General features: G+C 63.1%; 20 protein-coding genes. 13 read left to right on the forward strand and 7 right to left on the reverse strand.

Annotation, left to right across the window (positions count from 1 at the left end; genetic code table 11):
- The first annotated feature begins 2 nt into the window (after window positions 1–2).
- The 9 genes from P3H15_RS09700 to P3H15_RS09740 all read left to right on the forward strand — a co-directional run bounded on the left by P3H15_RS09700 (window position 3) and on the right by P3H15_RS09740 (window position 13,615).
- Entirely contained in the window at window positions 3–1,823 is a 1,821-nt protein-coding gene (locus tag P3H15_RS09700; protein ID WP_276137023.1) for a long-chain fatty acid--CoA ligase, read from the forward strand.
- A gap of 159 nt (window positions 1,824–1,982) precedes the next feature.
- Window positions 1,983–4,079 carry a hydantoinase/oxoprolinase family protein gene (locus P3H15_RS09705; protein WP_276137024.1) on the forward strand — a complete coding sequence of 699 codons (2,097 nt, stop codon included), beginning with the start codon at window positions 1,983–1,985 and terminating at the stop codon, window positions 4,077–4,079.
- A complete protein-coding gene (locus P3H15_RS09710; RefSeq protein ID WP_276137025.1) occupies window positions 4,079–6,352 on the forward strand; it encodes a hydantoinase B/oxoprolinase family protein in 2,274 nt (757 codons plus the stop codon). Before P3H15_RS09705 ends, P3H15_RS09710 begins: the two co-directional genes overlap by 1 nt.
- Entirely contained in the window at window positions 6,352–7,986 is a 1,635-nt protein-coding gene (locus P3H15_RS09715) for an AMP-binding protein (RefSeq protein ID WP_276137026.1), read from the forward strand. The genes P3H15_RS09710 and P3H15_RS09715 overlap by 1 nt, the downstream gene beginning before the upstream one ends.
- 206 nt (window positions 7,987–8,192) lie before the next feature.
- Window positions 8,193–9,107, forward strand: coding sequence for a tyrosine-protein phosphatase (locus tag P3H15_RS09720; RefSeq protein WP_276137027.1), 915 nt, complete (start codon window positions 8,193–8,195; stop codon window positions 9,105–9,107).
- Between the two features lie 208 nt (window positions 9,108–9,315).
- On the forward strand, window positions 9,316–9,867 hold the full coding sequence (locus tag P3H15_RS09725; RefSeq protein WP_276137028.1) for a TetR/AcrR family transcriptional regulator: 552 nt from the start codon (window positions 9,316–9,318) through the stop codon (window positions 9,865–9,867).
- 137 nt (window positions 9,868–10,004) lie between these two features.
- Window positions 10,005–10,901, forward strand: a complete 897-nt coding sequence (locus P3H15_RS09730) for an enoyl-CoA hydratase (protein WP_346348769.1) — start codon at window positions 10,005–10,007, stop codon at window positions 10,899–10,901.
- Between the two features lies 1 nt (window position 10,902).
- The gene (locus P3H15_RS09735; protein ID WP_276137029.1) at window positions 10,903–12,057 is read left to right on the forward strand and encodes a CaiB/BaiF CoA-transferase family protein; all 1,155 of its coding nucleotides are present in this window, start codon (window positions 10,903–10,905) and stop codon (window positions 12,055–12,057) included.
- 40 nt (window positions 12,058–12,097) lie between these two features.
- Window positions 12,098–13,615, forward strand: coding sequence for a class I adenylate-forming enzyme family protein (locus tag P3H15_RS09740; RefSeq protein ID WP_276137030.1), 1,518 nt, complete (start codon window positions 12,098–12,100; stop codon window positions 13,613–13,615).
- 59 nt (window positions 13,616–13,674) lie between these two features.
- Here P3H15_RS09740 and P3H15_RS09745 read toward each other — a convergent pair whose 3' ends face one another.
- The 4 genes from P3H15_RS09745 to P3H15_RS09760 all read right to left on the reverse strand — a co-directional run bounded on the left by P3H15_RS09745 (window position 13,675) and on the right by P3H15_RS09760 (window position 17,942).
- The gene (locus P3H15_RS09745) at window positions 13,675–14,871 is read right to left on the reverse strand and encodes an acyl-CoA dehydrogenase family protein (RefSeq protein ID WP_276137031.1); all 1,197 of its coding nucleotides are present in this window, start codon (window positions 14,869–14,871) and stop codon (window positions 13,675–13,677) included.
- A gap of 220 nt (window positions 14,872–15,091) precedes the next feature.
- Complete coding sequence (locus P3H15_RS09750; RefSeq protein WP_276137032.1) at window positions 15,092–15,523, reverse strand: limonene-1,2-epoxide hydrolase family protein; 432 nt, start codon at window positions 15,521–15,523, stop codon at window positions 15,092–15,094.
- Window positions 15,524–15,993: 470 nt separating this feature from the next.
- The gene (locus P3H15_RS09755; protein WP_276137033.1) at window positions 15,994–16,794 is read right to left on the reverse strand and encodes an enoyl-CoA hydratase/isomerase family protein; all 801 of its coding nucleotides are present in this window, start codon (window positions 16,792–16,794) and stop codon (window positions 15,994–15,996) included.
- Window positions 16,791–17,942 carry a CaiB/BaiF CoA-transferase family protein gene (locus P3H15_RS09760; protein ID WP_276137034.1) on the reverse strand — a complete coding sequence of 384 codons (1,152 nt, stop codon included), beginning with the start codon at window positions 17,940–17,942 and terminating at the stop codon, window positions 16,791–16,793. Before P3H15_RS09760 ends, P3H15_RS09755 begins: the two co-directional genes overlap by 4 nt.
- Window positions 17,943–18,297: 355 nt before the next feature.
- Here P3H15_RS09760 and P3H15_RS09765 point away from each other — a divergent pair, with 355 nt between their 5' ends.
- The 4 genes from P3H15_RS09765 to P3H15_RS09780 all read left to right on the forward strand — a co-directional run bounded on the left by P3H15_RS09765 (window position 18,298) and on the right by P3H15_RS09780 (window position 21,170).
- The gene (locus P3H15_RS09765) at window positions 18,298–18,708 is read left to right on the forward strand and encodes an ester cyclase (RefSeq protein ID WP_276137035.1); all 411 of its coding nucleotides are present in this window, start codon (window positions 18,298–18,300) and stop codon (window positions 18,706–18,708) included.
- Between the two features lie 163 nt (window positions 18,709–18,871).
- Window positions 18,872–19,519, forward strand: a complete 648-nt coding sequence (locus P3H15_RS09770) for a PaaI family thioesterase (RefSeq protein WP_276137036.1) — start codon at window positions 18,872–18,874, stop codon at window positions 19,517–19,519.
- A 6-nt stretch (window positions 19,520–19,525) separates the two neighbouring features.
- Window positions 19,526–20,308 carry a tyrosine-protein phosphatase gene (locus P3H15_RS09775; protein ID WP_276137037.1) on the forward strand — a complete coding sequence of 261 codons (783 nt, stop codon included), beginning with the start codon at window positions 19,526–19,528 and terminating at the stop codon, window positions 20,306–20,308.
- A 274-nt stretch (window positions 20,309–20,582) separates the two neighbouring features.
- Window positions 20,583–21,170: a TetR/AcrR family transcriptional regulator gene (locus tag P3H15_RS09780; protein ID WP_276137038.1), complete on the forward strand. Its 588-nt coding sequence runs from the start codon at window positions 20,583–20,585 to the stop codon at window positions 21,168–21,170.
- A gap of 275 nt (window positions 21,171–21,445) precedes the next feature.
- Here P3H15_RS09780 and P3H15_RS09785 read toward each other — a convergent pair whose 3' ends face one another.
- From P3H15_RS09785 to P3H15_RS09795, 3 genes are all read right to left on the reverse strand, one after another.
- A complete protein-coding gene (locus P3H15_RS09785) occupies window positions 21,446–21,685 on the reverse strand; it encodes a hypothetical protein (protein ID WP_276137039.1) in 240 nt (79 codons plus the stop codon).
- Between the two features lie 983 nt (window positions 21,686–22,668).
- A complete protein-coding gene (locus P3H15_RS09790) occupies window positions 22,669–23,994 on the reverse strand; it encodes an NtaA/DmoA family FMN-dependent monooxygenase (RefSeq protein ID WP_276137040.1) in 1,326 nt (441 codons plus the stop codon).
- A gap of 34 nt (window positions 23,995–24,028) precedes the next feature.
- Window positions 24,029–24,508 (reverse strand): flavin reductase family protein, encoded by a 480-nt coding sequence (locus tag P3H15_RS09795; protein WP_276137041.1) that lies wholly within the window; start codon window positions 24,506–24,508, stop codon window positions 24,029–24,031.
- Between the last annotated feature and the right edge of the window lie 45 nt (window positions 24,509–24,553).

Here is a 24,553-nt window from a genome sequence, read left to right on the forward strand (position 1 = left end):
GCATGAATTCGGCAGTGGTCGAGCAGAGTAGGCGGGACTGGGGTGCCCCGGTAGAGGGCACGACCGTACCCGAGGCCTTTCAACGAGCCGTGGTGGCGTTTGCCGACAGGGTCGCGCTCCGTTCACTCGGCGGTGAAACGGAACTGACCTGGTCGGAGCTGGGAGTTCGTGTTCGTAGGGTCGCGTCGGGTTTGCGCGCGCTGGGTCTGCAACGCGGCGACACGCTGGCACTTCTGTTGCCCAATTCCATCGATGCACATGTCATCGACTACGCCGCGGCTCATATCGGTGCGGTGCCGTTCAACATCTTCAACAGTTCGTCGGCTTCTCAGATTGCCTTCCAGGTGAGTGACGCGGGGGCGCGTGTGATCGTGACGGAGCGCAAAGCCCTCGCCAAGACACGACGTGCAATAGACGAGGTCGGTTCCGGGGTTGCACATCTTGTTGTCGTGGACGGCAACGACACAATGGAGACCCTCGATTCTGTGGTTGCTGCCGGTGATCCCGACTTCGACTTCGACGCTGCTTGGCGCGAAGTGTTGCCGGGGGACCTGGCCACGATGATCTACACCTCCGGAACCACCGGGCCGCCAAAGGGGGTGGAGTGGTCGCACCACACGGTGATGTCACAGCAGCGTGCGCTGGCGGCCGCTCTGCCACTTCCGTCCGAGGCTATTGTGTCGTTCTTGCCGCTGGCGCATGCGGGTGGTCGCATCAACGCGCTTTATATGGCATTGATCCACGGCGCCTCTCTGACTGCGTGTCCGGACATCTGGGAGGTTCCCGCTTGCCTGGTCGATGCACGCCCCGACGCCTTCTTCGCCCCACCGCGCTTTTGGGAGAAGCTACAGGTAGCTGTGGAGGGATTGATCGAGGCAGTTCCCGACGAGGGAGTGCGTCGGGAAATGAAGAATGCCGTCGATCTCGGACTCAGATGGGTCCGATCTGTCGACGCTGGTAGCGACGTCAGCTCCGCGGTGGCTGATGAGCTGGAGTGGGAGCGCCCCGGCGTTGTGAAGCTGCTGCAGCCGATTGTGGCTCGACTCGGACTCGACCGGATCAAGGCTGCCTACATCGGTGGCGCGCCTTGCGCGCCTGAGGTGGTCCAGTTCTTCCGCGCAATCGGCGTGCCGCTGCTCGAAGCCTATGGAGCGACCGAGGTGTCGCTGAACATCTTCAATCGGGTCGACGACTTCAAAACAGGGACCGCTGGAAAACCGTTGCCCGGAGTGGAAGTGTCCCTTGCCGACGACGGAGAACTGCTGTGCCGTTTCGACGGCAATATGGTGGGTTACCGGAACGACCCTGAGAAGACCGCCGAGACGATGGACATCGAGGGCTGGCTCCACACGGGGGACATCGCGACCATCGACGCCGACGGGTACGTCGCGATCGTCGACCGCAAGAAGGAAATCATCATCAACTCGGCGGGAAAGAACATGTCGCCGGCCTTGATCGAATCCACAGTGCGTGGCGAGAGTTCGCTGATCGGCCAGGTGGTCGCTATCGGTGACGGCCGTCGCTACGTGACGGCTTTGATCACCTTGGACCCGGAGGCGGTGCCCGTGTACGCGGCTCGTCTCGGACTCGGCGATGCACCACTCGCACAGTTGGTTGAATCCGCAGAGATCCGCCAAGAGGTACAAGCTGCGGTCGATCGCGCCAACGATCGGTTGAACAGCAACGAGCAGGTCAAGCGGTTTGCGCTGCTCCCCACGGCATGGACTCCGGACAGCGACGAACTGACTCCGACAGCAAAGCTCAAACGCCGGGTGATCCACAGCAAATACGTCGATGCGATCGACGCGTTGTATGTGCCTTGACCAATCCATTCGATCCTGGTTGGCAACGCGACTCGAAGCCGGCTCTTACGCCGTCGGCAGTTTGTGAGGCGCACGCCCACCGTGCAACAAGATTCACGCGAACACAGGAGGAACGATAATGGCACAGCACGAACGCGTCGAAGGGAACGGGGCCGCGGCATGACGTACGCAATAGGTGTCGATATCGGCGGCACGTTCAGCGACTGTGTCGCGGTGAGTGAGGACGGGCGTGTCTTCCATGGCAAAGCGCTCTCGACACATTCGACCAGTCCTGTGGAAGGTGTACTGAACGGGCTCGGTCAACTGGCAGAAGCCACCGGTCAAACGGTGGAACAGTTGCTCGCGGCAACAGACCAGTTCAGTCATGGAACAACGATCGGGACAAACCTTGTCGTGGAACGGAAAGGCGCGCGGGTCGGCCTCGTCGCAACCAAAGGGCACAGCGACGCGCTGGTTATGATGCGCGGCCGCGGCCGGACGGCCGGCGCTCCGGCCGACCGGGTGTTGAACGTTCGTGACACCGACAAGCCCGCTCCGCTCGTCCCTCGCCGGAATGTGATCGAAGTGGCCGAGCGTGTGGCTCCGGACGGATCGATTCTCGCTCCCCTGGACGAGGAATCCGCGCGCGCGAGTCTGACCGAATTGCTGCGATCAGACGTCGAGGCAATCTCCATCGCTTTGCTGTGGTCGTTTCGCAATCCGGCGCACGAGCGCAGACTTCGCGACATGGTTCATGAGATCTGTCCGGAGATGTATGTCAGCATTTCTTCGGACATCGCACCTCGCCAGGGAGAGTTCGAGCGGACGGTGGCCTCGGTCATCAACTCCTACGTCGGGCCCGCATCGAGCCGGTACCTTGGTGAACTCGCGGACGCATTGAAAGGGCGGGGCCTGAACCGGCCTCCGTTCATCATGCAGTCCAATGGCGGCGTGCTCCCGGTCGATGTGGCGCGTCGACGCCCCGTGCAAACCATCGGTTCGGGCCCCGCGGGTGGTCTCGCGGGCACCGCAGCCATCGCGAAATCCAGTGGGCACCGAAACGTTATCGCCACAGACATGGGCGGAACCTCGTTCGAGGTGGGCCTACTCATCGACGGCAATCCTGTCCTGTCGAGCGAGAACGTCATCGAACAGTACACATTCAAGATTTCTCAGCTCGACGTGCGGTCCATCGCATGCGGGGGTGGGTCCATCGCGCGGGTCGACAGGCACAGTGGCGCACTCCAAGTGGGTCCGGAATCGGCCGGATCCGACCCCGGACCGGCGTGCTACGGAAGCGGCACCGCACCGACCGTGACCGATGCGGACGTGGTCCTCGGCCTGATCGACCCCGACAATTTTCTCGCCGGTCGAATGGAACTCGATCAGCAGGCGTCCATTGATGCGGTTCAGTTGCTGGCGAAGGAGTCCGGACTGTCGGTCGAGGAGGCCGCCTCCGGCATCCTGCGGGTGAACGGCACCAACGCTGCCACCCTGATTCGTCAACGCACGATTGAACAGGGGTTGGATCCCCGCGACTTCGTCGTGTACGCGTTCGGTGGTGCCGGACCGGTCCACGCGTTCTCGTTCGCGCGTGAGCTCGGCGTGCGCGAAGTCCTCATCCCGCTCGGTAACGGCGCGTCCACCCTCTCCGCGTACGGCATTGCGGTCAGCGACGCCACGCATGTACTCGAGCAGGAATGCACGATCCGGGTGCCGTTCGATGCTCCGGCTTTGGCCGTCGTCACTGAATCGGTCGAGGCGCGCGCGCTGGCGGAGATGGCAGAAGCTGGGTTCGAGGCCGGCCAGGTTCGGCTCGAACGTACCGCGCTCGCGCGGTATGCGGAGCAATTCATGCAGGAACTGCCATTGCCGATGGGCAGCGGCCCTGTCGACGAGGCTATGTGTGCGGAGCTGACGAGCGCCTTCACCTCCGAATATGCTCGGCTCTATGGGGAAGCCGCTCTGTCGCCGTTCCATGCACCCGAGATCTTCGCGGTTCGCGTGACGGCCACCGTAGGCCTCGGCGCCGCTCCGGGATGCGCGACGGGTACTGGTTCGCCCGACCCCGTCCGTACGCGCGAGGTCTTCTGGCCCGGCGCCGAACGTTGGATCACCACGGCTGTGTACGACGGTCAACCGCGGGGAGATGCGAAGATCGAGGGTCCGGCCGTCGTCCAGCTGGCGCACACCACCATCTCGGTGGCGCCAGATCAATTCCTGCACACCGACGCCTCAGGCAATTGTGTGCTGACAGTGAACAAGGATGCGTGCTGATGACCGACACCCTGCCCTCTCGCGAATCCAACGTCGTCTGGGACGGGGTTGCGCGCGGATACATCCCCGCCGATCCACCCCGTGTCGATCCGGCGGTGAAACTACACCGGTCCGTGGTCGATCAGATCGATCCAGTGACCTATGAAGTCATCAGGTATTCGCTGATGAACGCCAATCTCGAGCATGCAGATCTGATCCAGCGACTCTCACTGTCTCCGATCGTCATGACGGCTCGCGACTTTCAGACATCTGTGCTGACGGAAATCGGTGAAGTCGTCAATCTCGGTGCAGGCGTGCAGTACTTCTCGAATCAGAATTCGCTGACGGTCAAATTCATTCTCGAGCACCGCGCTGCCCATGGAATCCGAAAAGGGGACATCTTCCTGGCCAACGACCCCTACATTGGATCCTCTCATCAGTCGGATGTAACACTGGCCGCTCCGGTCATGGTCGGCGACGAAATCTTTTGCTGGCTGTCCAATTCCATGCACCATCAAGACGTCGGGGGACCGACGCCGGGTAGTCAGTGCGTCGAGGCAATCGACTCATGGCAGGAGCCGATGGTCTGGCCACCGGTCACTCTGGTGGAACATGGCCGACTGCGATCCGACATCGAAGAACTCTTCGTTCGGCAGAGCCGGTACCCCGGGCTGTCGCGCATGGACCTCCGGGCAGGCATGGGCGCGCTCGCGGCGACCCGCACGAAGCTCACGTCGTTGATCGACAAGTACGGAGCCGACGTGGTCAAGGGCGTGATGCACCGTGTCCTGGACGCCGGCGAGGCAGTGTTCGTCGAGCGGCTGGCCGACATCCCGGACGGTCGCTGGTCCCACCGCGGTGCGATAGAAGGGGCCGTCCCTGGTGACCGCAGCACGTACGTCTACCAGGTCAACATCACCAAGACAGGTGATCAGCTCATCGTCGACAACGAGGGCACCGACCCGCAAGCCGGTGGAATCAATTTGAGCTTCGCCGGGTTCAGCGGCTGTGTGCTGTCCTCACTGACACAGCAGATGCTCCCGGAAATGGCCGGCGCCTACGGCGGGGCATACCGTCGGGTGGAGTTCCGGCCGATCCCCGGCCTGCTGAACTGCGCGGATCATCCGGCCGCTGTGAGTTCATCCGGTGTGTTCACCTCCGAGGCCATGATGAACGTGGCCGCCAGCGCAGTCTGCAAGATGCTCGCCAGTGGAAGTGACGAGACCCGCAACCTCACGCTGGGAGCGCCGACCCCGAACCTGGCCTCACTCATCGGTGCCGGCCTCGACGAGAGCGGTAACCAGTTCATGCTGATCGATGCCAACGGCCTGATGGGCTCCCTTGCCGGACGCGCCTCCCGTGACGGCGTCGACTCGGGCGGGCACTGGTGGATCCCGGACGCGACGGCCGCAAACTCCGAAGATCTGGAGGCCCAGACACCCTTCCTGGTGCTGTCCCGCGAGCTGCTTCCCGTCGGGCTGGACGGCAGCGGGAAATACCGCGCGGGAGTGGGTTTCAAGGAGACCCTGATGGCACACCGCGTTCTCGGGGCCTCGCTGGTCGTCTACCAGAATGAATCCTTTCCGCGTGGACAGGGTCTGTTCGGTGGCAACCCCGGATCGTTGGCGACATGCCGCGTGAAACACGGCACCGACGTCCTGGAGAAGTTCAAGGGCAGTGAGGTGAACACATCGATCGACGACATCGCCGGCGAGGAAACCGTGTTGCCCTACAAGGGTGCGCCCCAGGCCATGGGGCCGGGAGACGTCGTCGAATGGGTCTCACCCGGAGCAGCGGGTTACGGTGACCCGTTACTCCGGGATCCTGCCCTCGTCCTGGCTGATGTTCGGGCGCAAATGCTCGACGAGGCGGTTGCGACTCGGGTGTACGGTGTGGTCATTTCGGACGAAGCGGTCGACACAGCAAGCACCAACGAATGCAGGCTCTCGGCCTGCCGTGAGCGCCTCGGTGGTCACGAACCGAAGGAACTCGTGACGCCGCCGCACGGTGCTCGCCGTGTCGGCGAGCTGGTCTACGTGGTGGACGGCCGCTGGTGGTGCAATGGGGCCGACCTCGGCCCGTTGACCGCCGGGTACAAAGCCCAGGCAATCGTTCGCGAGACCGCGGTCTGCGAAATAGGTCCCGAGTACGCCGCTGCAGACAGGGTAGTTGCGGATCGGTTCGTGTTGCGAGAGTTCATCTGCGGTGTCACAGGGTACCGAATCGACACCGAGCTCGCGCTCGCCGCCGAGGATCCGATACAAGACATCCAAATCGTGGAAAGGGCACTGTGATGACCGCTGCCACCGCTCAGCAACGAGACCCTTTGAAGCCGGTCAATCCCGATACTGTGCTGGGTGCCCTCGAACGCGCCGTCGCCCAGGGTCCGGACGACGTGTTCCTCGACTTCAGTGGTGAGTTACTCACATACCGTGACATCGACAGGATGTCGACGCGGCTGGCTCATTCGTTCGCCGAACTCGGAATAACCCAGGGCCAGACCGTTGTCAGCGTTCTCGACAACAACGCAGACCTGATAGTAATCTGGCTTGCGGTGAACAAGCTGGGTGCCATCTGGGTCCCGATCAACACCGCATACAAGGGCGAGTTTCTCCGACACCAGATCGCCGACGCCGGGGCAACGCTGGCGATCTGCGAGGTGCAGTATCTCCCAGCGCTCACCGATATCGCCGGTGGAGCACCAGAGTTGAAGCGGATCCTGGTTCGTGGTGGGGACGCCACATCCAACGCCGCGGAGGTCGCTGTGGACACGGTGGATGCCTTCCGTGGTACCGACGAGACCCCAATCCCGGCTGTGACCAGGCCCGGGGACATCTCGTGCCTGATCTACAGATCGGGCACGACGGGGCCCTCCAAAGGATGCATCTTCAGTCACAACTATCTGTGCAATCAGGGCAGACAATGGCAACAGTTCGTCCCCCAGCCTCGAGGGGAAGCGGTCTGGACATGCCTACCGCTGTTCCATCAGTCCGCGTTGGGGCTGGTCATGTCGGCCATGATCAACCGAGGTCGGGTCGCGATCGAAGCTCGATTCTCCGTGTCCACCTTCTGGGAGGAGATCGAACGATCTGGTGCAACTCGCGCACTGATCATGGCATCGATCTTTCCGTGGGTCGCGCACGCACCGGACGACGACGCCATGAAGCGCTGCATCGGACAACTGCACACAGTGACTGGGGTTCCCGTGACACCAGAAGTGCGGAAGATCTGGCAGGAGAGGTTCGGAGTCAAGTTCGTCAACAGCTTCGGATACGGTCAGTCCGAGGGCGTCTTCATCGCGTTCTCGCCGGAGTCCGATCCGGCACCGCTGAGCTCATGCGGGCACATCGCAGACGAGGACTTCGACGTGCGGATCTTCGATAACGAAGACGTCGAAGTTCCACCGGGCGAGGTCGGCGAGATCGTGTACAGACCGAAAGCCCCGAACACCATGTTCTCGGGGTTCTGGCACCGCCCGGACGCCACCGCTGAAGTGTGGCGAAACCTTTGGATGCATACCGGCGACCTCGGCCGGATCGAAGACGGATATCTGTACTTTGTCGATCGGAAGAAGGACTACCTGCGATCGCGCGGCGAGAACATCTCGAGCTTCGAGGTGGAGCGAACGCTAGTGAGCCACAGCGCTATCAGCGAAGCGGCGGTGCATTCGGTGGAGACCGGTCGCGGTGAGGACTGCGTGAAGGCCACAATCGTTCTCAAGGAAGGCGCGTCGCTCACCGAGGAAGAGTTGTGCCGCTGGTCGATCGATCACTTGCCGTACTTTGCCGTTCCCCGGTACGTGGAATTCAGGTCGACACTCACACGGACCCCGAACGGCAAGATTCAGAAGTATCATCTACGAGCCGAGGGTGTCACTACCACGACCTGGGACCGGGAAGCTGCGGGAATGGTGGTTCGTCGTCGGTGACGGCCAGATGCATCGCCCGGGTCAGGCGCCGTCGCCCGGGCGGTGCGAGCAGGACCTGATGGGACCGTCGGCAGAGCGCGGGATGCCGCATTTCGGATCCTCCGCGAACTCACTGGTCTCCCGCATTCCGGGAGGTTTCGCTCCTGTTTCACATCTGTTCACTCGCTGGCCTGCGTCCGTGCCCGAGCGGGGAAGATGCTGAGCTGGTGACCATTTATGATACAAAGAAGCGCATAATACGCCGTTGCATTCTGACGACCGCGGCCGCAGGCGCTCTCGTCGCCGGAGCCTGCAGTTCGCCGACCCTGGACACGACAGCGGCCTTGCCCGCCGAAGTAGACTCGGGGCAAACGTATTCGGCCCCCCGCTTGCGCTCGGTCGACAACTTTCGGGATCTTGCAGGTCCTGGTGGAGGCTATAGGACCGCAGACGGTAGGGCCGTGCAGACCGGAGTCGTGCTCAGATCCAATGCCCTGAACCCCGACGACTCCGATTTTGCTGTACTGAACGGTCAGGGAATTACCACCGTTTTCGACCTACGCAGAACCGCCGAGATCGACAGGGCACCCGACCGTGTGCCGCTCGGCGCCAATTACGTTCGGGTGAACATCATGGGAGATGCGGCGCCGAACTCCAACGCCGCCGTTGCGGAGAGTCTTTCCTCGCCAGAACAATCGCGTGCACTTCTCCTGGAGGCGAACCGCCAGTTCGTCGCGAATGCGAATCAGCGGGCACAGTTCGCCGCCTTGATATCCGACATCGGAAAGGCTGAAGGACGAGTGCTGGTTCACTGCACAGCGGGTAAGGATCGGACGGGGTGGGCCAGCGCGCTGTTGCTGACCATCGCGGGCGTCGATCGCGCAGACGTCATCGCGAACTACCTCCTGACCAATGAGTACTCGCGGGGCGCGATCGACGCCAAGGTTGCCTCGGTGTCGCAGGACAAAGGCGCTGACGCGGCGGAGGCGACCCGCGTCGCATACGGAGTGAACGCAGATTTCCTCGAGGCGGCATTCGACGAGGTCGATCGGCTCTATGGGACATTTGACAACTTCGTTGAAATGGGGCTGAAGCTCTCGCCGGAGACTGTCCAGGGGCTGCGGGCAAAGCTGGTTGTGTGAGGTCGCGATGCTGTTGAGCGCGGCGTTGCGTCGCCTCCGTAGGAGCCGGCGGTTCCGATCAGTCGGCGCTGCTGACCTTTGAAAGGTTCATCTGGGCGGCCGGAGTCCGGTCCGCACGAGTAGGGTGCGGTCGAGGTGGTGAACGATCGGTCCGACCGAACCCGGCGTCCTGTCCGCGTCCATGCCGGTTTGCCCGTACACTCGAACGGTGGGACGCGATCGCCTGATACTCGAAGCCGCCGAGGAGCAATTCTACGAGCGCAGCTTCGACGGCGTCGGCGTCGCAGCGATCGGAGCCCGCGCAGGTGTGTCACCGTCGGCAATCTACCGTCACTTCGAGAGCAAGGATGAGATCCTCGCTGTTCTGTTCGATGAGGCGATGGACGCGCTGCAGCGACATACTGCAGTCGTCCATCCTGATCCGAAAGAAGAATTGGCCTATCTCATCGCGGGGCACGCGGAGTTCGCCCTTACACACGTGCGGCTCGCGGCGATCTGGACCCGGGAACGACACGCGCTCGCTGAGCCTTACCGGCGTCGCGTGCAACGCAGACAAAAGCAGTACATCGACCGATGGATCGAGTGCCTCGATGCGTGTTACCCGGGTTGGCGCCGCTCCGACCTGGCAAGTATCACGAGGGCCGTTCTCGCTATGATGACCTCCGACGGAACCCGGCCGTCGGAGGTGCCGCGCTCGGCGCATCTGAAAGAATTGCTGGTGTCCGCCGCTACGAACGCTGTTCAGGCGCTGGAGCGTTAGCCCATTCCGATCTGGTCCGACGCTTGGATGGTTGATCGGTCAGCCGCCCGAGGATAGTATTGAGACCAATAGGTTCATAATGGACCGCGGTGGGTACGGGTGCTACGCGACCCGTGCGATGACACAGGAGCACGCGGATGGCGGAATACAAGTACATCTCCTACGAGACAATCGACGACGGCACGATTGCACGCATTGCCCTGGATCGACCGCGGTATCGAAATGCGCAGAATCGCGGCCTGCTCGTCGAACTCGACGACGCCTTCGGCCGTGCTGAACGCGACGATACCGTCCGTGTCGTGATCCTCAGTGGAAACGGCTCTTCGTTCTCGGCCGGACACGATCTGGGTACCGAGGACATGGTCGCCGAGCGCGGACCAGGTCCGCATCAGCACCCCACTTTCACCTGCAACGGAGCCACGGGCGGAAGGGTCGAGAGTCGGTACCGCCAGGAATACCACTACTTCTACGACAACACGCGCCGCTGGCGAAACCTCCGGAAGATCACGATCGCCCAAGTTCACGGGAAGGTTCTCTCCGCGGCGCTGATGCTGACATGGTGCTGCGATCTGATCGTGGCGGCCGAGAACACCGAATTCGCCGATGTGGTGGGTACCCGGCTGGGAATGTGCGGCGTCGAGTACTTCGGGCATCCGTGGGAGTTCGGGGCGCGGAAGGCGAAAGAACTTCTGTTGACTGGCGATTCGATCGGTGCCAACGAGGCGCATCGTCTCGGTATGGTCAGCAAGGTCTTCGCCGATGACCAGCTTGCCGACAAAACTCTGGAGTTCGCGCGAAGGATCGCGCAACTACCGACGATGACCGCCCTGACTATCAAGGATTCCGTGAATCAGAGCGTCGATGCCATGGGCTTCACCACGGCTTTGGATGCGAGCTTCTCGATCCACCAGCTCAACCACGCGCACTGGACGGTCGAGTCCGGCGGCACCTCCGTGGTTGGTACCCCGGCTCTCGGTCTCAGTGAGAAGCTGGTGACGGCGCCGATCCGGCCGTTGTCGCGGAACGAGGCATGACATGAGCGATGCGGTGGACGGTGCCCTCGCCGGAGTGCGCATACTTGATTTCAGCCGAGTGCTGGCCGGTCCTTACGCCACGATGCTGCTTGCCGACTTCGGAGCAGAAGTCATCAAGATCGAGCGCCCGGGAGATGGTGACGACACCCGATCGTGGGGCCCGCCGTGGTTCGAGGATCGGTCTACGTACTTCCTTTCGGTGAATCGCAACAAGTCCTCGTACACATTGGACCTCAAGGACGAGGCGGGTCGTGACCAGCTGCTCGAGCTGGCCGCGACCTGCGACGTGGTGGTGGAGAACTTCAGACCCGGCACGATGGGGAAACTGGGCCTCGGCTTCGAGCAGCTGCAGGAAGTCAACCCGGCAATCGTGTATTGCTCGATCACGGGATTCGGTTCGGCAGGTGGGGCCCACCTCGCCGGATACGACCTCATCGCGCAGGCCGCCGGTGGACTGATGAGCGTCACTGGACATCCTGAGTCGGGCCCCACAAAGGCCGGCGTCGCATTGGTCGACATCATTACGGGACTACATGCGACGATCGGAATCCAGGCGGCCTTGCACCATCGATTCCGGACCGGCGAGGGCCAGTGGGTCGAGGTCAACCTCTTGTCGTCGGTTCTGTCGGCTTTGAGCAACCAATCGTCGGCCCACATTCTCACGGGCGTTGTACCGACTCTTCTCGGAAACGCTCACCCCAGCGTCGCTCCGTACCAGCCGCTTCGAACATCGGACCGTCCGTTGGCGATCGCTGCGACCACAAATGGCCAGTTTCGGAAGCTTGTGTCCGCGATCCGACGAGACGACTTGGCAGAAGACGTGCGCTACAGCACGAACACCGGGAGGGTCGAGCATCGCGAGGACCTGGTCGCCGAACTCGAGAGCGAACTGACCAAGGCGCCGGCCGATCACTGGTTCGAGATACTCAGCCAGGTCGGTGTGCCCTGCGCCCCTATCAACGATATGAAGCAGGCGCTCGAACTGGCTGATCGACTGGGGTTGACTCCCGTCGTCCGTCCCGAGGACGAGCCTGACGGGGTGGCTCAGATCAACAATCCGATCACACTGTCGCGGACACCGGCCCGGTATCGCACCGGCCCGCCGCAGCTACGCGACGATACCGGGTTGTTCATCCGTAGCGACAACCGAACCTGAGCACGTTGTCTTCCCCGCGGGGTGAATGGAGAAACCGGAAATGCCGACCATCGGTGGGTGCGTCATCCAGAACGCTCGACGCGTGCCTGATCGTGATGCGCTGATCTCCGGACCACTCGTGTGGAGCTGGTTCGAGCTCGACCGCCACTGTGGGCAGGTCGCGGCCGCTCTCGCCGCTGCGGGGGTCTCACGAGGCCACCGTGTCGCGTTGCTCGCGGGCAACAGTCCAGGTTATGTGGTGTCAGCGCTTGCAACGCTACGTTTGGGCGCGATCGCCGTGCCCGTGAACACGCGGCTGGCGCCCCCCGAGATTGCCTACATCCTGCGGGACTGCGAACCGACGGTCCTTGCGTTCGGCTCGTCATCGAATGATGTCGTGCGTGCTGCCTGTGATGAGGTCGGCGGTTCCGGCCCGCGATTGTTCGGGTTGGATGACGAGGGCCCACATCCGAACCTGCTGACAGCGCGTTGCGATCGGGAGTCGGTGACCTCCGATCACGCTGCAGAGGACGACGATGCCTACATCGTCTACACCTCTGGAACGACGGGACAACCTAAAGGGGTTCTGCTGGACCACCATCGGGCAGTGTGGGCGGCGATGGCGCAGATCGTATCTCTCGGATTGCGCGACGGGGTCCGATACCTTCACCTGCCTCCGCTCTACCATTCCGGCGGTGTCGTATTCCTCAACGCGACCACGCTTCTCGGTGGAACGAACGTCCTGATCGACAAGTTCGAGCCTGGCGCCGTCCTGCAGGCGATCGAGCGCTTCCGAATTACCACTCTTCTCGGTGTGCCCACGATGTATCGATTCCTGCTGCGCCATGACGACGTTCACCGACGCGACTTGTCGTCCTGGCGGACCGGCATCTTCGGTGCTGCACCGATGCCGGCGAACACGGTCGAATCCTTGCTCGAGACCTTTCCTGACGTCGAGTTCTTCCAGCAGTGCGGCCAAACGGAAGCGGGACCGACCGGGATCTATTCGACGATGGCGCAGGTGCGAGATGAGCCGTACTCGTCCGGGCACCTAGCGCAGCCGTTTGTCGAGGCGCGCGTTGTCGACGGCGACGGCAATCATGTGGCACCCGGCGCGGTTGGTGAGCTCCTCCTGTCGGGTGAGCCGGTGATGAAGGGGTACTGGCGCAAGCCGGAGGAGACGGCGGAAGTGCTCACGTCCGGGTGGCTTCACACCGGCGACCTGATGGAGATCGCGCCCGGTGGCGCGATGCGACTCGTCGACAGGGCGAAGGGCGTGATCATCTCCGGCGGCCGGAACGTGTACTCCGCGGAGGTCGAGCATGCGTTAGTGAGTCACCCCGAGGTCGCCGACTGCGCCGTGGTGGGCCGTCCGAATTCGGATTGGGGTGAAACAGTGGTAGCCGTGGTGACGCCGGCTCCGGGTACACAGCCGTCGTTGGAGAAACTGCGCAAGCACTGCAGCGGGCTCATCGCGGACTACAAGCTGCCGCGTGAAGTCGTCATCGGGGATGTTCCCCGCAACCATGCAGGGAAGCTGCAGAAGCACGCAGTGCGTGCGCTTTTCGCCGCTTCGTGACGCAGTCTTCATCTCATCCCGCTCCCGGGCCGGGCGAATCTCTAGAGGATCGACGGCCGTCAATACGACTTGGGAAGTCCGAGAGTGTGTTCCGCGATGAAGTTCAGCACCATCTCCTTGGAGACAGGTCCGATCTTGAGCATCCGGAGCAGGAAATAGTAGTTGGACAGCTGGTATTCGAGCGCCACCCCGTTTCCGCCATGCGTTTGTATCGCGGCGTCCAAAGCGTGCAGACCGGCATCAACTCCGAGGACCTTGGCCATGTTGCTGGATTCGCCCGGGTTGATACCGGCGTCATACAGCGCACAGGCGCGCGCAGTCATCAGGCGCGCGGACTCGAGAGCGATCTTCGATTCGGCCAACGGGTGCGCGACACCCTGATGACTGCCGATCGGTACGCCCCATACGGAACGCTCGTTCGCGTACTTCACAGCTTTGTCGAGCGCATATCGTCCGACGCCGGTACAGATGGACGACACCAAGAGCCGTTCGGCATTGATGCCCGCGAACGCAGCCTTCATACCGTGATCTATCCGACCGACCACGCGATCGGCGCTCACCCGAACGTTCTCGAAGTACACCGTGGACTGCCGCTCCGGTACCTGCAGGGCTGTCGGAATCACCTGTCGCGTCAGGCCGTCGGCGTCTGCATCGACGATGAACAGCGAGAGCCGTCCGCGGCCCGTCCGTTCGTCCGTTCCCGTCCGTGCTACTACGAGTACGAACGACGCTTCCTCCATGCCCGAGATGTAGTACTTCATGCCGTTGATGACGAAGTCGTCGCCGTCCGGTTTGGCCCATGTGTTGATCGCGAACGAGTTGGTTCCTGCGTCGGGCTCTGTGATGGCGAACGAGCTCATGGCCGTTCCCTCTGCGAGTGGCCGCAGCCAGCGATCCTTCTGCTCAGCGGTGCCGTGCTGGGCCAGGATGGTTCCATTGACGCCGGCAGAGAAGATGGCGCTCAGAACAGGCACTCCAGCTGCGGCGGTCTCTTCGATCACAGCGCTCAATTCGGAGAGGCCCGCACCGCCACCGCCGTGTTCTTCCGGAAGGTGCACCCCGAGGAATCCCGATGCGCAGAGTTCCCGCCACAGCTCGGCTGGAGGCTCGCCCGCGGTGGACAGCTTCTGAAAGTAGTCCGGCCCGTACTTGCGTGAGATGGCGGCCACTGATTGGCGCAGAAGCAACTCGTCAGGTGTGGGTTCCAGCGGGAGACCCGGGTGCGCGGCGGTGCGAGAAGGGGACAGGGTGGTCATCTGCGGTCGCTCCTTGGTGAGTGCGCAACGCCCCGTCCGCCGAGGCGCCTCGAACTTTGTACGGTAGTTCGGTTCCCAGATTTATGTACAGAAAATCTCAAATTGTGTGAGGTGAATTTGGCGAGGTGTCGGCGGCCGGCAATGCGCCCCCACACGCCGAACAGCCCTGTGGCTCTGAATGGAACATCCAGAGCCACAGGGCTGAACCGACTGCACGGGATCAGGAGGCGTGCTTCTCCTTGTACCCGGACTGCCCGAGCGGGACAGCTGAGCCGAACTTGTAGGGCGCGGGGTCGTAGTACTCGGCCCACCTCTTGATCAAGCCGTCCTCGATGACGAACGTTGTCATCAACTTGCCGGTGTAGACGTCGCCGGTTTCACGATTCTCGTTGTGCTCGGTCCGCTCCGTGAGGACTGTGTTTCCGTTCGATGCGATGTTGTGCAGCTCCACCCGAGCAAAGGGGCGCTGAAACGTGTCCATGTAGATGTCGAGCATCTCGAGCACGAACTCACGTCCATGCCAGTCGGGGAACCCGGTGTTCTCGACGGTGACGTCGGGGTGGAGGTGCTTCTCGTAGGACTTGCGGAACCCGAGCGAGTCCCAGTCGTCGTAGAAGCTGCGGACAACGTCCTCGGGAGTGAGGTCGGACATGTGGATTCCCTCTCGGTTGGCCCAGCGATCTTGTCTGATTTGGAATGCTGGAAAGGTGCGGTCGAGTTGTCGGTCCCAGCAGTCGATGGTTGGGCGCCTTGCGTTGACTCCCAGTGGGGATGCGACACCAGTGAGCTTAGTGACGGGCGTCACGAAACGCAAGTCCGTGTGAACGATCGTTGATATCAAGACTGCGCCTGCGGGCCTCTTCGGAACTTGGCATGATTCTCTCGCGTTGCTAACGATTCCGTCGTCCCGTGTAGTCGGCTTCCGTAACCTGTAGTGCAGGATAGAGATTGGAAGACTTGGCTGCCTGGGTTGCGGGACAATGCGTGAATGGGATCCGAGGTTCGTGGGATGAGCACGACTTGTAGAGGTGAGCGGTCGTTTCTATAGGTCGTTTCTCTAGGTAATAGAGAGAGCTCGCCGCGTAGTCGGCGGCGAGCTCTCCGTGGCCCGTGTTCCCGGGATCAGTGAATGAACTGGGGTATGCGCTTCTCGGCAAACGCTCGCCGGGCTTCCTTGTAGTCGTCGCTATGCTGCGCGAGCCCCTGGGCAGTCGCCTCGGCGTCGAGTTGGTCGGAGAGATCCACCACGCTGGCACGGTGGAGTAGGCACCGGGTGGTTCCCACCGACGACGACAAGTGGGCGAGCTGCATCGCGATCTCGGTGGCGCGATCGACTGCGTTGCCGACTGGGACGACGTCATTGACGAGACCCCAGGCCAGCGCTTGCTGTGCCTCCACCGGACGTGCGAGGAGGGCCATTTCCGCGGCGCGGGCGGTCCCGATGGCGCGGGGCAGCATCCAGGTTGCGCCGGCATCGGGTACGAGTCCGACCTTCACGAAAGAGAGTTGAAAGGTCGCGTTGTCCGATGCGACGCGCAAATCGCACCCCAGCGCGAGAGAGACTGCGGCACCGGCCGCAACCCCGTTGATCGCTGCCACTAGTGGTGTTCTCATCGCCAGCATGTCGGAAATCAACGGGTTGTACAGGCTCCGCACCACGTCCTCGGCGTCGCTCGGAGCGCCACGCAGATCCGCGCCTGACGAGAAGGCCCGTCCGCGCCCGGTCAGCACTATCGCGCGGACCGTGTCGTCGGCGTCGAGTTCGGCAAACTGTCGGCGAAGGGTGACGAGCAGGTCATGGCTGAGCGCATTGAGCCGACTGGGTCTGTTCAGGTACACCGTCGCAACCGGGCCGCTGCGCAGTACCTGCAACTCGCTGTCCGCATGGTCGTCGGCGCTTGCGTGTTGGGCTTCTGCGCTCACGACTGCACCGCGATTCCCTGCTCCAGCAACGAATCCACGTCTCGCACACCCCAGCTCTCGAGAACCTCGCGAGTGTGTGAGCCCGGTGCGGACGGATTCGATTGGATTGTTGCGGGAGTCCGGCTGAAACGGGGCGCAGGCGCGGGCTGGGTGACGCCGCCGACTTCGACGAAGGTGTTTCGCGCGGCGAGATGGGGATGCGTCGGAGCTTCCGTGAGGCTCAGGACCGGGGAAACGCAAGCGTCCGTGCCCTCGAAGACCTTTGCCCAATCGTCGCGAGACTTGGTTCGGAAGATCGCGGCGATCCGTTCGCGGAGGACTGGCCAGGATTCGGGCGCTGTGCGGTCCCACTCGGCGGGATCGAGATCGAGCGTTGTCATGAACTCGGCGAAGAATTTGGGTTCGATCGGCCCGACCGCGACGTGCTTGTCGTCGGACGTCGAATACACGTCGTACCACGGGCGCCCCGTATCGAGTTCGTTGACGCCGCGCTCGTCGCGCCAGATCCCGGCGGACATCATTCCGTGTAGAACTGTCGTCAACGAGGCTGCACCGTCAACGATTGCCGCGTCGACGACCTGGCCTTTTCCTGAGCGCGCGGCCTCGTAGACTGCTGCAAGAACCCCGACGACGAGATAGAGCGAGCCGCCACCGAAGTCGCCGACGAGGTTGAGTGGGACGGCTGGATCCTCGCCCGCGCGGCCCATCGCGTGGAGGGCGCCGGTCAGGGCGAGGTAGGAAATGTCGTGACCGGCGGATGTGGCGAGCGGCCCATCCTGTCCCCATCCGGTCATCCGCCCGTACACGAGTTTCGGGTTGCGCTCCCAGCACTTGTCCGGGCCCAACCCGAGCCTCTCGGTGACACCCGGCCGGAAGCCTTCGATGAGTACATCGGCCTTCTCGACCAGATCGAGGACGGCACCGACACCTGCTTCGGAACGAAGATTCAGGACAATCGACTTCCGGCTCCGGCGCATGGCGTCGAGTTCGGGTGGAATGACGCTCGGCCCCTCTCCGGGCCGATCGACGCGTACGATCTCGGCGCCGAGATCGGCAAGCAGCATTGCCGCGAAAGGGCCGGGGCCGATGCCGGCGAGCTCCACAACTCGGAGCCCGGTGAGGGGACCTCCGGAAGGTGTCGATGTCATGTATTTTCTCCTAGGATCGGGCTGTGGGTTACTACTCGATTGGCCCGCTGGGCATTTCGATGCCAGCTTGCGGACAGGGGAGTCGCCGCGGGCGTCCGCATCGCCGCTCGTCGAACCGGGTGACAGAGTCATTGTAAACGATCGTTCCGCATTCGGGTTGTACAGGACGGGCGGTGAACAATCGTGCTCCTTCGATCGGCCGGTAGCGGGCGCGCTGGAGCACGCCCTGGGCGATCAGGGGCCGACTTCGGTCTTGACCGCCCCGCTGCGCCCACATATATTGAGACTAACGTAATCAAAATGAGTGTGGGGCGTCCTGAGACCGTCGGGAGCCGCTTCGAGAAGGACAGCGCCTATGCCGAACGACCCGGAGACCGAAGAGCTCGTCAAAGGCTACGTGCGCGCCATTGGCTCCGGTGACCTCGAACGGGTGTGGGCGTTCTATGCGGACAACATCGTCTACGAGGACACTGCGGTGAATCAGGTGTACTACGGCATCGACGCGGTCAAGGAGTTCTACACCAAGTCGATGAGCGCGCTCGGTGTCCGGTGGCTCGTGGACACCTGCTACGCCACGGACGAGGGGTTCGCTATCGCCTGGCACATGGGCGGCATACATGAACACGACCTTCCTGGCATGCCCGCAACGGGAAAATTCTTCACCGTTCCCGGCGCGTCTATTGCACGTGTAAAGAATGGCAAGATTGTGCGTAACCGAGATTTCTGGAACAACCTCGATCTCCTCAGGCAGCTCGGACTCGCCTGAAGGGGGTACGAATTCGATAAGCGGCTCCGGCACGAGGTGGCGCGGTTCGCATACACGAGGATCGTGTCGGTCCCACGCAGCTCCGGAATTCCGGACCGACGCGCGTATGCGCGGCCCACCGAGCCGAGTTGCCTCATTGTCAGTAAGAGCGGAGAGAGCGAATATGACTGCACAGGTGCTTGGCAACGGCGCGCGAGTAAGAACCGCCACCGCGTTGCGGAAGCTTGGGCACCGCCTCGTAGAACACGACATCGACGAGGCGTTGTTGGAGCGCATCGAGGCGTTGGCGGAGGAGCTGGCGGAGTCGGTGATCGCGTTCCCGACTGTGAGGCGTTCCGTCGACGACCTGGTGAAGGAACTCTCGTGCCCACCGCCTCGCGACGGGGAGTCGATGGACCATTACCCCTCCTGTCCGGTGTCCGGGCAGGAGAATCCATTGGGTTTGGCAGTGACAGTGCGACGCGATGGAGACGATGTTGTCGCCACAGCGTTATTCGACGCGGGGTGCGCCGGCATGCCTGGTGTCTCACACGGTGGTCCGGTCGCAGCAGTGTTCGACGACGTGATGGGTTTCGTGCTGTCGACGCTGAATGGCCTGTCCGGCTTCACAGCCAGTATGACGGTCTCCTATCGGGCGCCGGTTCGGATCGGTATCGAGGTCGAGTTTCGTGGGCGACTTGATCGCCGAGAGGGCCGCAAGCTTTTCATCGAGGCAACCGCACATGACAAGGCGAGCGGCCGGCTGTTGGCCGAGGCGCAGGGGCTGTTCATCGAAGTCCCCGTCGAAGCACTCGAGAATGTGGACCGGTAGTCCGGTATGCGTAACAGCGACCAGGCCACCCGCCGTCGTGGGTCCCACACCGCCACACTCCGCGGCGCGTGGAATTTCAGAGACGTGGGCGGGATGCACGTCTCAGGCGGTGGTGCCCTGCAGAACGGCATTCTGTTTCGATCCTCCGCTCTCAGTCTGTTGGACCCTGAAGGCGTCGACCGCCTCGTGACCCTGAATGTAAAAAACGTCTTCGACCTCCGCGGAGCTCGAGAAGTCGCGGAGTACGGCAGTGACCGGGTGCCGGCCGGCACGCTCGTGCACAGCCACCCGTTCGAGCGCGGTGTCGCCACCGTGGTGCCACACGTACTACCGATCATGACGTCCGATCGGGAGCGGATCGCCTACATGGAAGCGGCCTATCGCAAGTTCGCGACTCTCGACGGGGCAGGTCGAGCGATCCAGCGGGTGGTTTCCGCGGTAATCGATCGCTCACACGACGCGGTTCTCGTTCACTGCGCTGCCGGAAAGGATCGGACCGGGTGGGTTGTCGGGGCTGTCCTGCGCGCTGCCGGGGTTCCCGACCAGGCTGTTGTCGATGACTTCCTGGTCAGCAACGACGCGGTCGAATATCTGCGTGAGGTGCAACGACGTCACTCGCCGAACGCGGACCTGTCCGAACTCGTCCTCGGGGTCCGTGAAAGCTACTTCCTCGCGGCCGTGGACACAGTGACGAATCTCCATGGATCGTTCGACGCCTATCTCGACACGATCGGTGTGCACGCCGGCGTCCGGGTCGAGCTCCGGCGCGCGCTGGTCGGTGAAGGTTGATCGACCGCTTCGCTGGGACCCGGTCCGTCGGGCTCGATCCGGAGTTGGCCTGACGCGGCGCCGGTGCCGCGTCAGGGTCCGCGCTTCCCCGCCACGCCGTAGAACACCCGTGTCATCAACTGTCACCCGTCGGGTCCGGCGCCCCGCCGCCGTTGCGTCATCCTCAAGCAGATGCCCCTGCCGGCACGCGGAAGATCCGGAACCAGGATTTCCGAAACCCATTCATCATCCGGCAACGGTCGTTCACAGGATCCGATCGCGTACGATACCTCCGGTGGGACGGGACGAGAAGATTCTGGAAGTGGCCGAAGAGCTGTTCTTCGAGCGCAGCTTCGACGGAGTGGGAGTCGACGAGATCGGCAAGGCAGCCGGCGTCACCGGCTCGGCGATCTACCGGCACTTCGAGGGGAAGAACGAGATACTCGCGACGCTCTTCGATCGCGCCATCGATGCGTTGCTCGTCGGGCTGGAGGCACCCCGCGACGACCCGCGGGAGGAACTGCGACACCTAGTGGATACGTACGTCGAGTTCGCACTTGCACATCGTCGCTTGGCTGGGATCTGGGAACGCGAACATCGGGCCCTCGCCGAACCCTATAGGCGACGGTATCAACGGCGGCTCCGGAGCTACATCGGTCGCTGGACCGACTGCCTGGACAAGCTCTATCCCGGGTGGTCCGCTGATCGCCTACGCACCGCCACTCGAGCTGTGCAAGCTCTGTTGGTATCGGATGCCACTCGGTCTGGTTCTGCCGCCCGCTCGAGCGATGTCGGCCCCTTTCTCGCAGACATGGCGATGCGCAGCCTCGACGCCCTGAACAAGCTCGGCGACGACGAAAGCGGCAGCCCGAAACCTGTCTGACCAGGCTGGCGCCGGCAATCTCCCAGCCCCGCGCTCCGCAATCGACGGGCTGCCCCTGGGGTCGCCCAAGCCACTGCTGCGCTCCTCACCGGCCGCCACGATCGAAACAGTAGCGTCCAAATTGTCGGTGTCGCGTGCGAAGTCATTGCCGGACTGTTCCGATTGAAGACAGACTCTAGTGAACCTTGGCCGCTAGAAGTACGAGAGTTGTCTCGAGTTTCAGGCTGCTGTGGGCAGAAGCCTGGCGTTATCGATGCACTGTTGGGCGTGAATGTCTATGGTGCGCAGTGTTTTACGGATTGCTGATGGAGCCGGCGGTTGGTCGGCGGCGAGCAGGGGCGCAGAACCCGGTCGTACACCTTGGTGTAGAAGATCGCGAATCGGAGGCCGTCTGGGTCGAGGCGGTAGGTGTTTGGGCCCGGGATGCGGGTGGTGAGCCCGTTTGTCCGGAGCCGCGCCAGGTCGTAGCTGGCCTGGTTCATCGAGTAGTTCGCACCGCCGAGCAGTCCGGTCATCAAGGCTCGCAGGCGCTTGTTGGTGATGCCGGTGACGGCGAGGGTGGTTCACAGGGCGCCGGCCAGGGCCTGGACCCGAGGGGTGCCGAACCGCAGGGCCGGGGCCCTCCTGCCGTCCTCGGTGAGGGTGGGCGTACGATCCGCTCAAAGGCTGGACTCGCAAGGGCGCAACTCTGGCCGACACGTTCAGTATCGAGCAGGCGAAGGTTGACCGCACGGGCTCGGGTCTGCAGTTCGTCGAGGTTGGGTAGCCGTCGTAGGCAGCCCAGGTCGCCCGGGTCGTTGACGACGGTTTCGATTCGCAGCGCCCGCCCGCCTTGAGGTGCTGCTTGATCCGCGAGTGCCGGTAGAAGGCGTTGACGTTGACCTCGGTGCCGTACGTGACGATCTTGGTCTTGAACTGCCCGGCCGACCGGCCTTCGCCTGCCTGCTCAGGTACGGCCCCATCACGTCGATCTTGCGGTCGTGCTTGCCGAACCGCACCACCGGGATGTGGTTGTCGTCCGCGAAACGACGCACCGCCCGGCGGAATGCCGTGCCGATCCTCTCCAGGATCGCCGGCGACGGGATCGGGTAACCCAGGTGCGCGGTCATGAACGACACCACCTGCCCACCGACCTGCGGGTTCGGCGCATAGGCGTTCAGGTAGATCCGGTCCAGACGCTCAACGTCGAGCATCACATGCCCGTCGAGCAGATCGTTCTCCGCCGTGAGTGTAGCCATGACCACCAGCGTGACCGCAGCTCACTGCCTCGACAAGACCCCCACCTCGGCGGTCCGAGGCGAAGCCCACTCCTGCGTTCGGAGACCATTCTTGCTCTCAGGGTGTCGTCGGCGTTGAGCCGATCCAGAGCCTGCCGGCCTCGGCGTGACCGGGTCATGGCAAGCGATCCGTCGGCACCGGTCGTCGGTGTTGTCACGACGTGGCCTGCTCCGGCGTTCTGCTTATTCACGGCGAGGGTGAACGCCCGACGGCATCGGACTCAGGCCGACTCCTCGCGAAGTCCGTATTGGTATTCGATGCTGAGGTGGTCGCGGAGTGTGTCGCCTTCGTAGTCGCAGTGGAAGAGGCCGCGCTGCTGTAGGAGGGGAACGACTTCGTCGACGAAGGTGTCGATGCCGTCTTCGTAGACGTCTGGGGTGAACCAGAATCCGTCGCAGGCTCCGGCTTCGAACCATTCCTGCATGTGATCGGCTGTGAGGTGGGCGGGCCCGATGGGTGAGGGGTGGTAGTCGATGACGGCGTGATAGAGGATGTCGCGGACGCTCCAGCCTTCGCGGGCGATCTCGAGTGCCTTCTCCGAGCGTGGGTCTTCGTAGTTCGCGTGCGTGGATGCGAGCTGCTGTGCGGTGAGGGGGTGGTCGAGGTCGGCCGGGGTGAGCGAGAGGCCGAGCATCATTCCGAGGTAGCCGACGCGTTGGCGGATGCTGGGCTCGACGAACTGGCCACGACGATCGAGCCCTTCCCGGACGGTCGGGGCGATGGTGGGCATGATGCCGGCGAAGAATTTGATGTCGTCCGGGTTGCGTCCGAATTGCTCGGCGGCGTGGCGGATGGCGTTGCGTTGGCGGATGGAGTCTTCGATGGTGAACGTGGCGCCGATGACGGCGCTCGCGAATCGGCCGCTCAGGGCCAGGCTGTGTGGGCTGCCGCCTGCCTGGAAGATGACGGGCTGGCCCTGCTTGGACTGGGGGATCTCCAGTGGTCCCCGCGAGGCGACGTATTGTCCTTGGAGGTTGATGGGCTGGATCTTCGACAGGTCGGCGAAGATCCCTGTCTCCTTGTCTGCGATCCAGGCGTCCTTCTGCCAGCTGCCCCATAGCGCCTGGACGATCTGGATGACCTCGTGAGCGCGGGCGTAGCGCGTTTCGCGGTCGGCGATCTGCGCGCCGTAGTTGGCGGCGGATGCCTGATCGGAGGTGGTGATGGCGTTCCACCCGATCCGGCCTCCACTGACAACGTCGAGTGTCTTGAGGATCCGGGCCAGATTGTAGGGCTCGTAGAAGGTCGTCGACGCGGTCGCGGCGAACCCGATCTTCTTCGTTTCGCGGGCCATCGCCGTCATCGTCACGAACGGGTCCATGGTCAGGCTGGGTGCATCTCCATCGGACTTCTGGCTCTGCGCCAGGAAGTCCGGAAGGAACAGGAACTGGAACTTCCCCCGTTCCGCGGCCTGGGCGTAGCGGACATGCGCGTCGAGGTCCGTGTAGTTGTGCGGGTCGACGTTGGGCGCCATCCAGGCAGTCGCCTGGCCGCCGTACCCGTTTCCGATCTGCATGCCGATCAGCATCTTTTTGTCGTTCGTCATCTGTGAGCCTTTCTGTGAAGTGTGTCGGCTGGGGTCAGCGGGCCAGCTCGTGGAGGCGCCCGCTGTGGAACACCAGCGGATCGGCATCCGCATCTCGGCAGTGATCCAGGACGCGGAACAGCATCACGACATGGTCGCCCGCTTGGATCTCGGAGTGGCGCTCGACCATCAGGGTCGCGGCAGCATCGGGGAGCAGCAGGGCATCGTCGCCCGCTTTGCGCGTCGCGATCCCCTCGAGGCGTTCCGCACTCGGCCGGCGTAGCAGGTCGGCGCGTTCTCGATCGCCGGCACCGAGGACCGAGATGCCGAAGTTTCGGGCGTGGGACAAGGCGGGCCAGGTCGTCGAGGTGTGGGCGAAGCTCATCGACACCAGAGGCGGGTTCAGCGACACCGAGGTGAACGAGTTCGCCAGCATGCCGAGCCGGCGACCGTCAATGTCAGCGGCAATCAGGGCGACCCCGGTCGCGTAGGCACCGAAGGTGCGTCGAAGTGCGAGAGTCGAGAGATCTGGCATGTTGCTTCCTTCTGGCCGATGGTGGGAGTCCGCTACCCTCATACG

It is taken from the genome of Rhodococcus sp. T2V, assembly GCF_029269925.1.
GTDB classification, from domain to species: domain Bacteria; phylum Actinomycetota; class Actinomycetes; order Mycobacteriales; family Mycobacteriaceae; genus Rhodococcus_F; species Rhodococcus_F koreensis.

Bases quoted from the DNA above. Each gene is read 5' to 3' on its own strand.
- P3H15_RS09765 (WP_276137035.1), top strand. From the start codon at position 18,298: ATGCCGAACGACCCGGAGACCGAAGAGCTCGTCAAAGGCTACGTGCGC.
- P3H15_RS09760 (WP_276137034.1), bottom strand. From the start codon at position 17,942: ATGACATCGACACCTTCCGGAGGTCCCCTCACCGGGCTCCGAGTTGTG.
- P3H15_RS09715 (WP_276137026.1), top strand. From the start codon at position 6,352: ATGACCGCTGCCACCGCTCAGCAACGAGACCCTTTGAAGCCGGTCAAT.
- P3H15_RS09775 (WP_276137037.1), top strand. From the start codon at position 19,526: ATGCGTAACAGCGACCAGGCCACCCGCCGTCGTGGGTCCCACACCGCC.
- P3H15_RS09795 (WP_276137041.1), bottom strand. From the start codon at position 24,508: ATGCCAGATCTCTCGACTCTCGCACTTCGACGCACCTTCGGTGCCTAC.
- P3H15_RS09735 (WP_276137029.1), top strand. From the start codon at position 10,903: ATGAGCGATGCGGTGGACGGTGCCCTCGCCGGAGTGCGCATACTTGAT.
- P3H15_RS09740 (WP_276137030.1), top strand. From the start codon at position 12,098: ATGCCGACCATCGGTGGGTGCGTCATCCAGAACGCTCGACGCGTGCCT.
- P3H15_RS09750 (WP_276137032.1), bottom strand. From the start codon at position 15,523: ATGTCCGACCTCACTCCCGAGGACGTTGTCCGCAGCTTCTACGACGAC.
- P3H15_RS09770 (WP_276137036.1), top strand. From the start codon at position 18,872: ATGACTGCACAGGTGCTTGGCAACGGCGCGCGAGTAAGAACCGCCACC.
- P3H15_RS09710 (WP_276137025.1), top strand. From the start codon at position 4,079: ATGACCGACACCCTGCCCTCTCGCGAATCCAACGTCGTCTGGGACGGG.
- P3H15_RS09745 (WP_276137031.1), bottom strand. From the start codon at position 14,871: ATGACCACCCTGTCCCCTTCTCGCACCGCCGCGCACCCGGGTCTCCCG.
- P3H15_RS09785 (WP_276137039.1), bottom strand. From the start codon at position 21,685: ATGACCGGACTGCTCGGCGGTGCGAACTACTCGATGAACCAGGCCAGC.
- P3H15_RS09705 (WP_276137024.1), top strand. From the start codon at position 1,983: ATGACGTACGCAATAGGTGTCGATATCGGCGGCACGTTCAGCGACTGT.
- P3H15_RS09700 (WP_276137023.1), top strand. From the start codon at position 3: ATGAATTCGGCAGTGGTCGAGCAGAGTAGGCGGGACTGGGGTGCCCCG.
- P3H15_RS09790 (WP_276137040.1), bottom strand. From the start codon at position 23,994: ATGACGAACGACAAAAAGATGCTGATCGGCATGCAGATCGGAAACGGG.
- P3H15_RS09730 (WP_346348769.1), top strand. From the start codon at position 10,005: ATGGCGGAATACAAGTACATCTCCTACGAGACAATCGACGACGGCACG.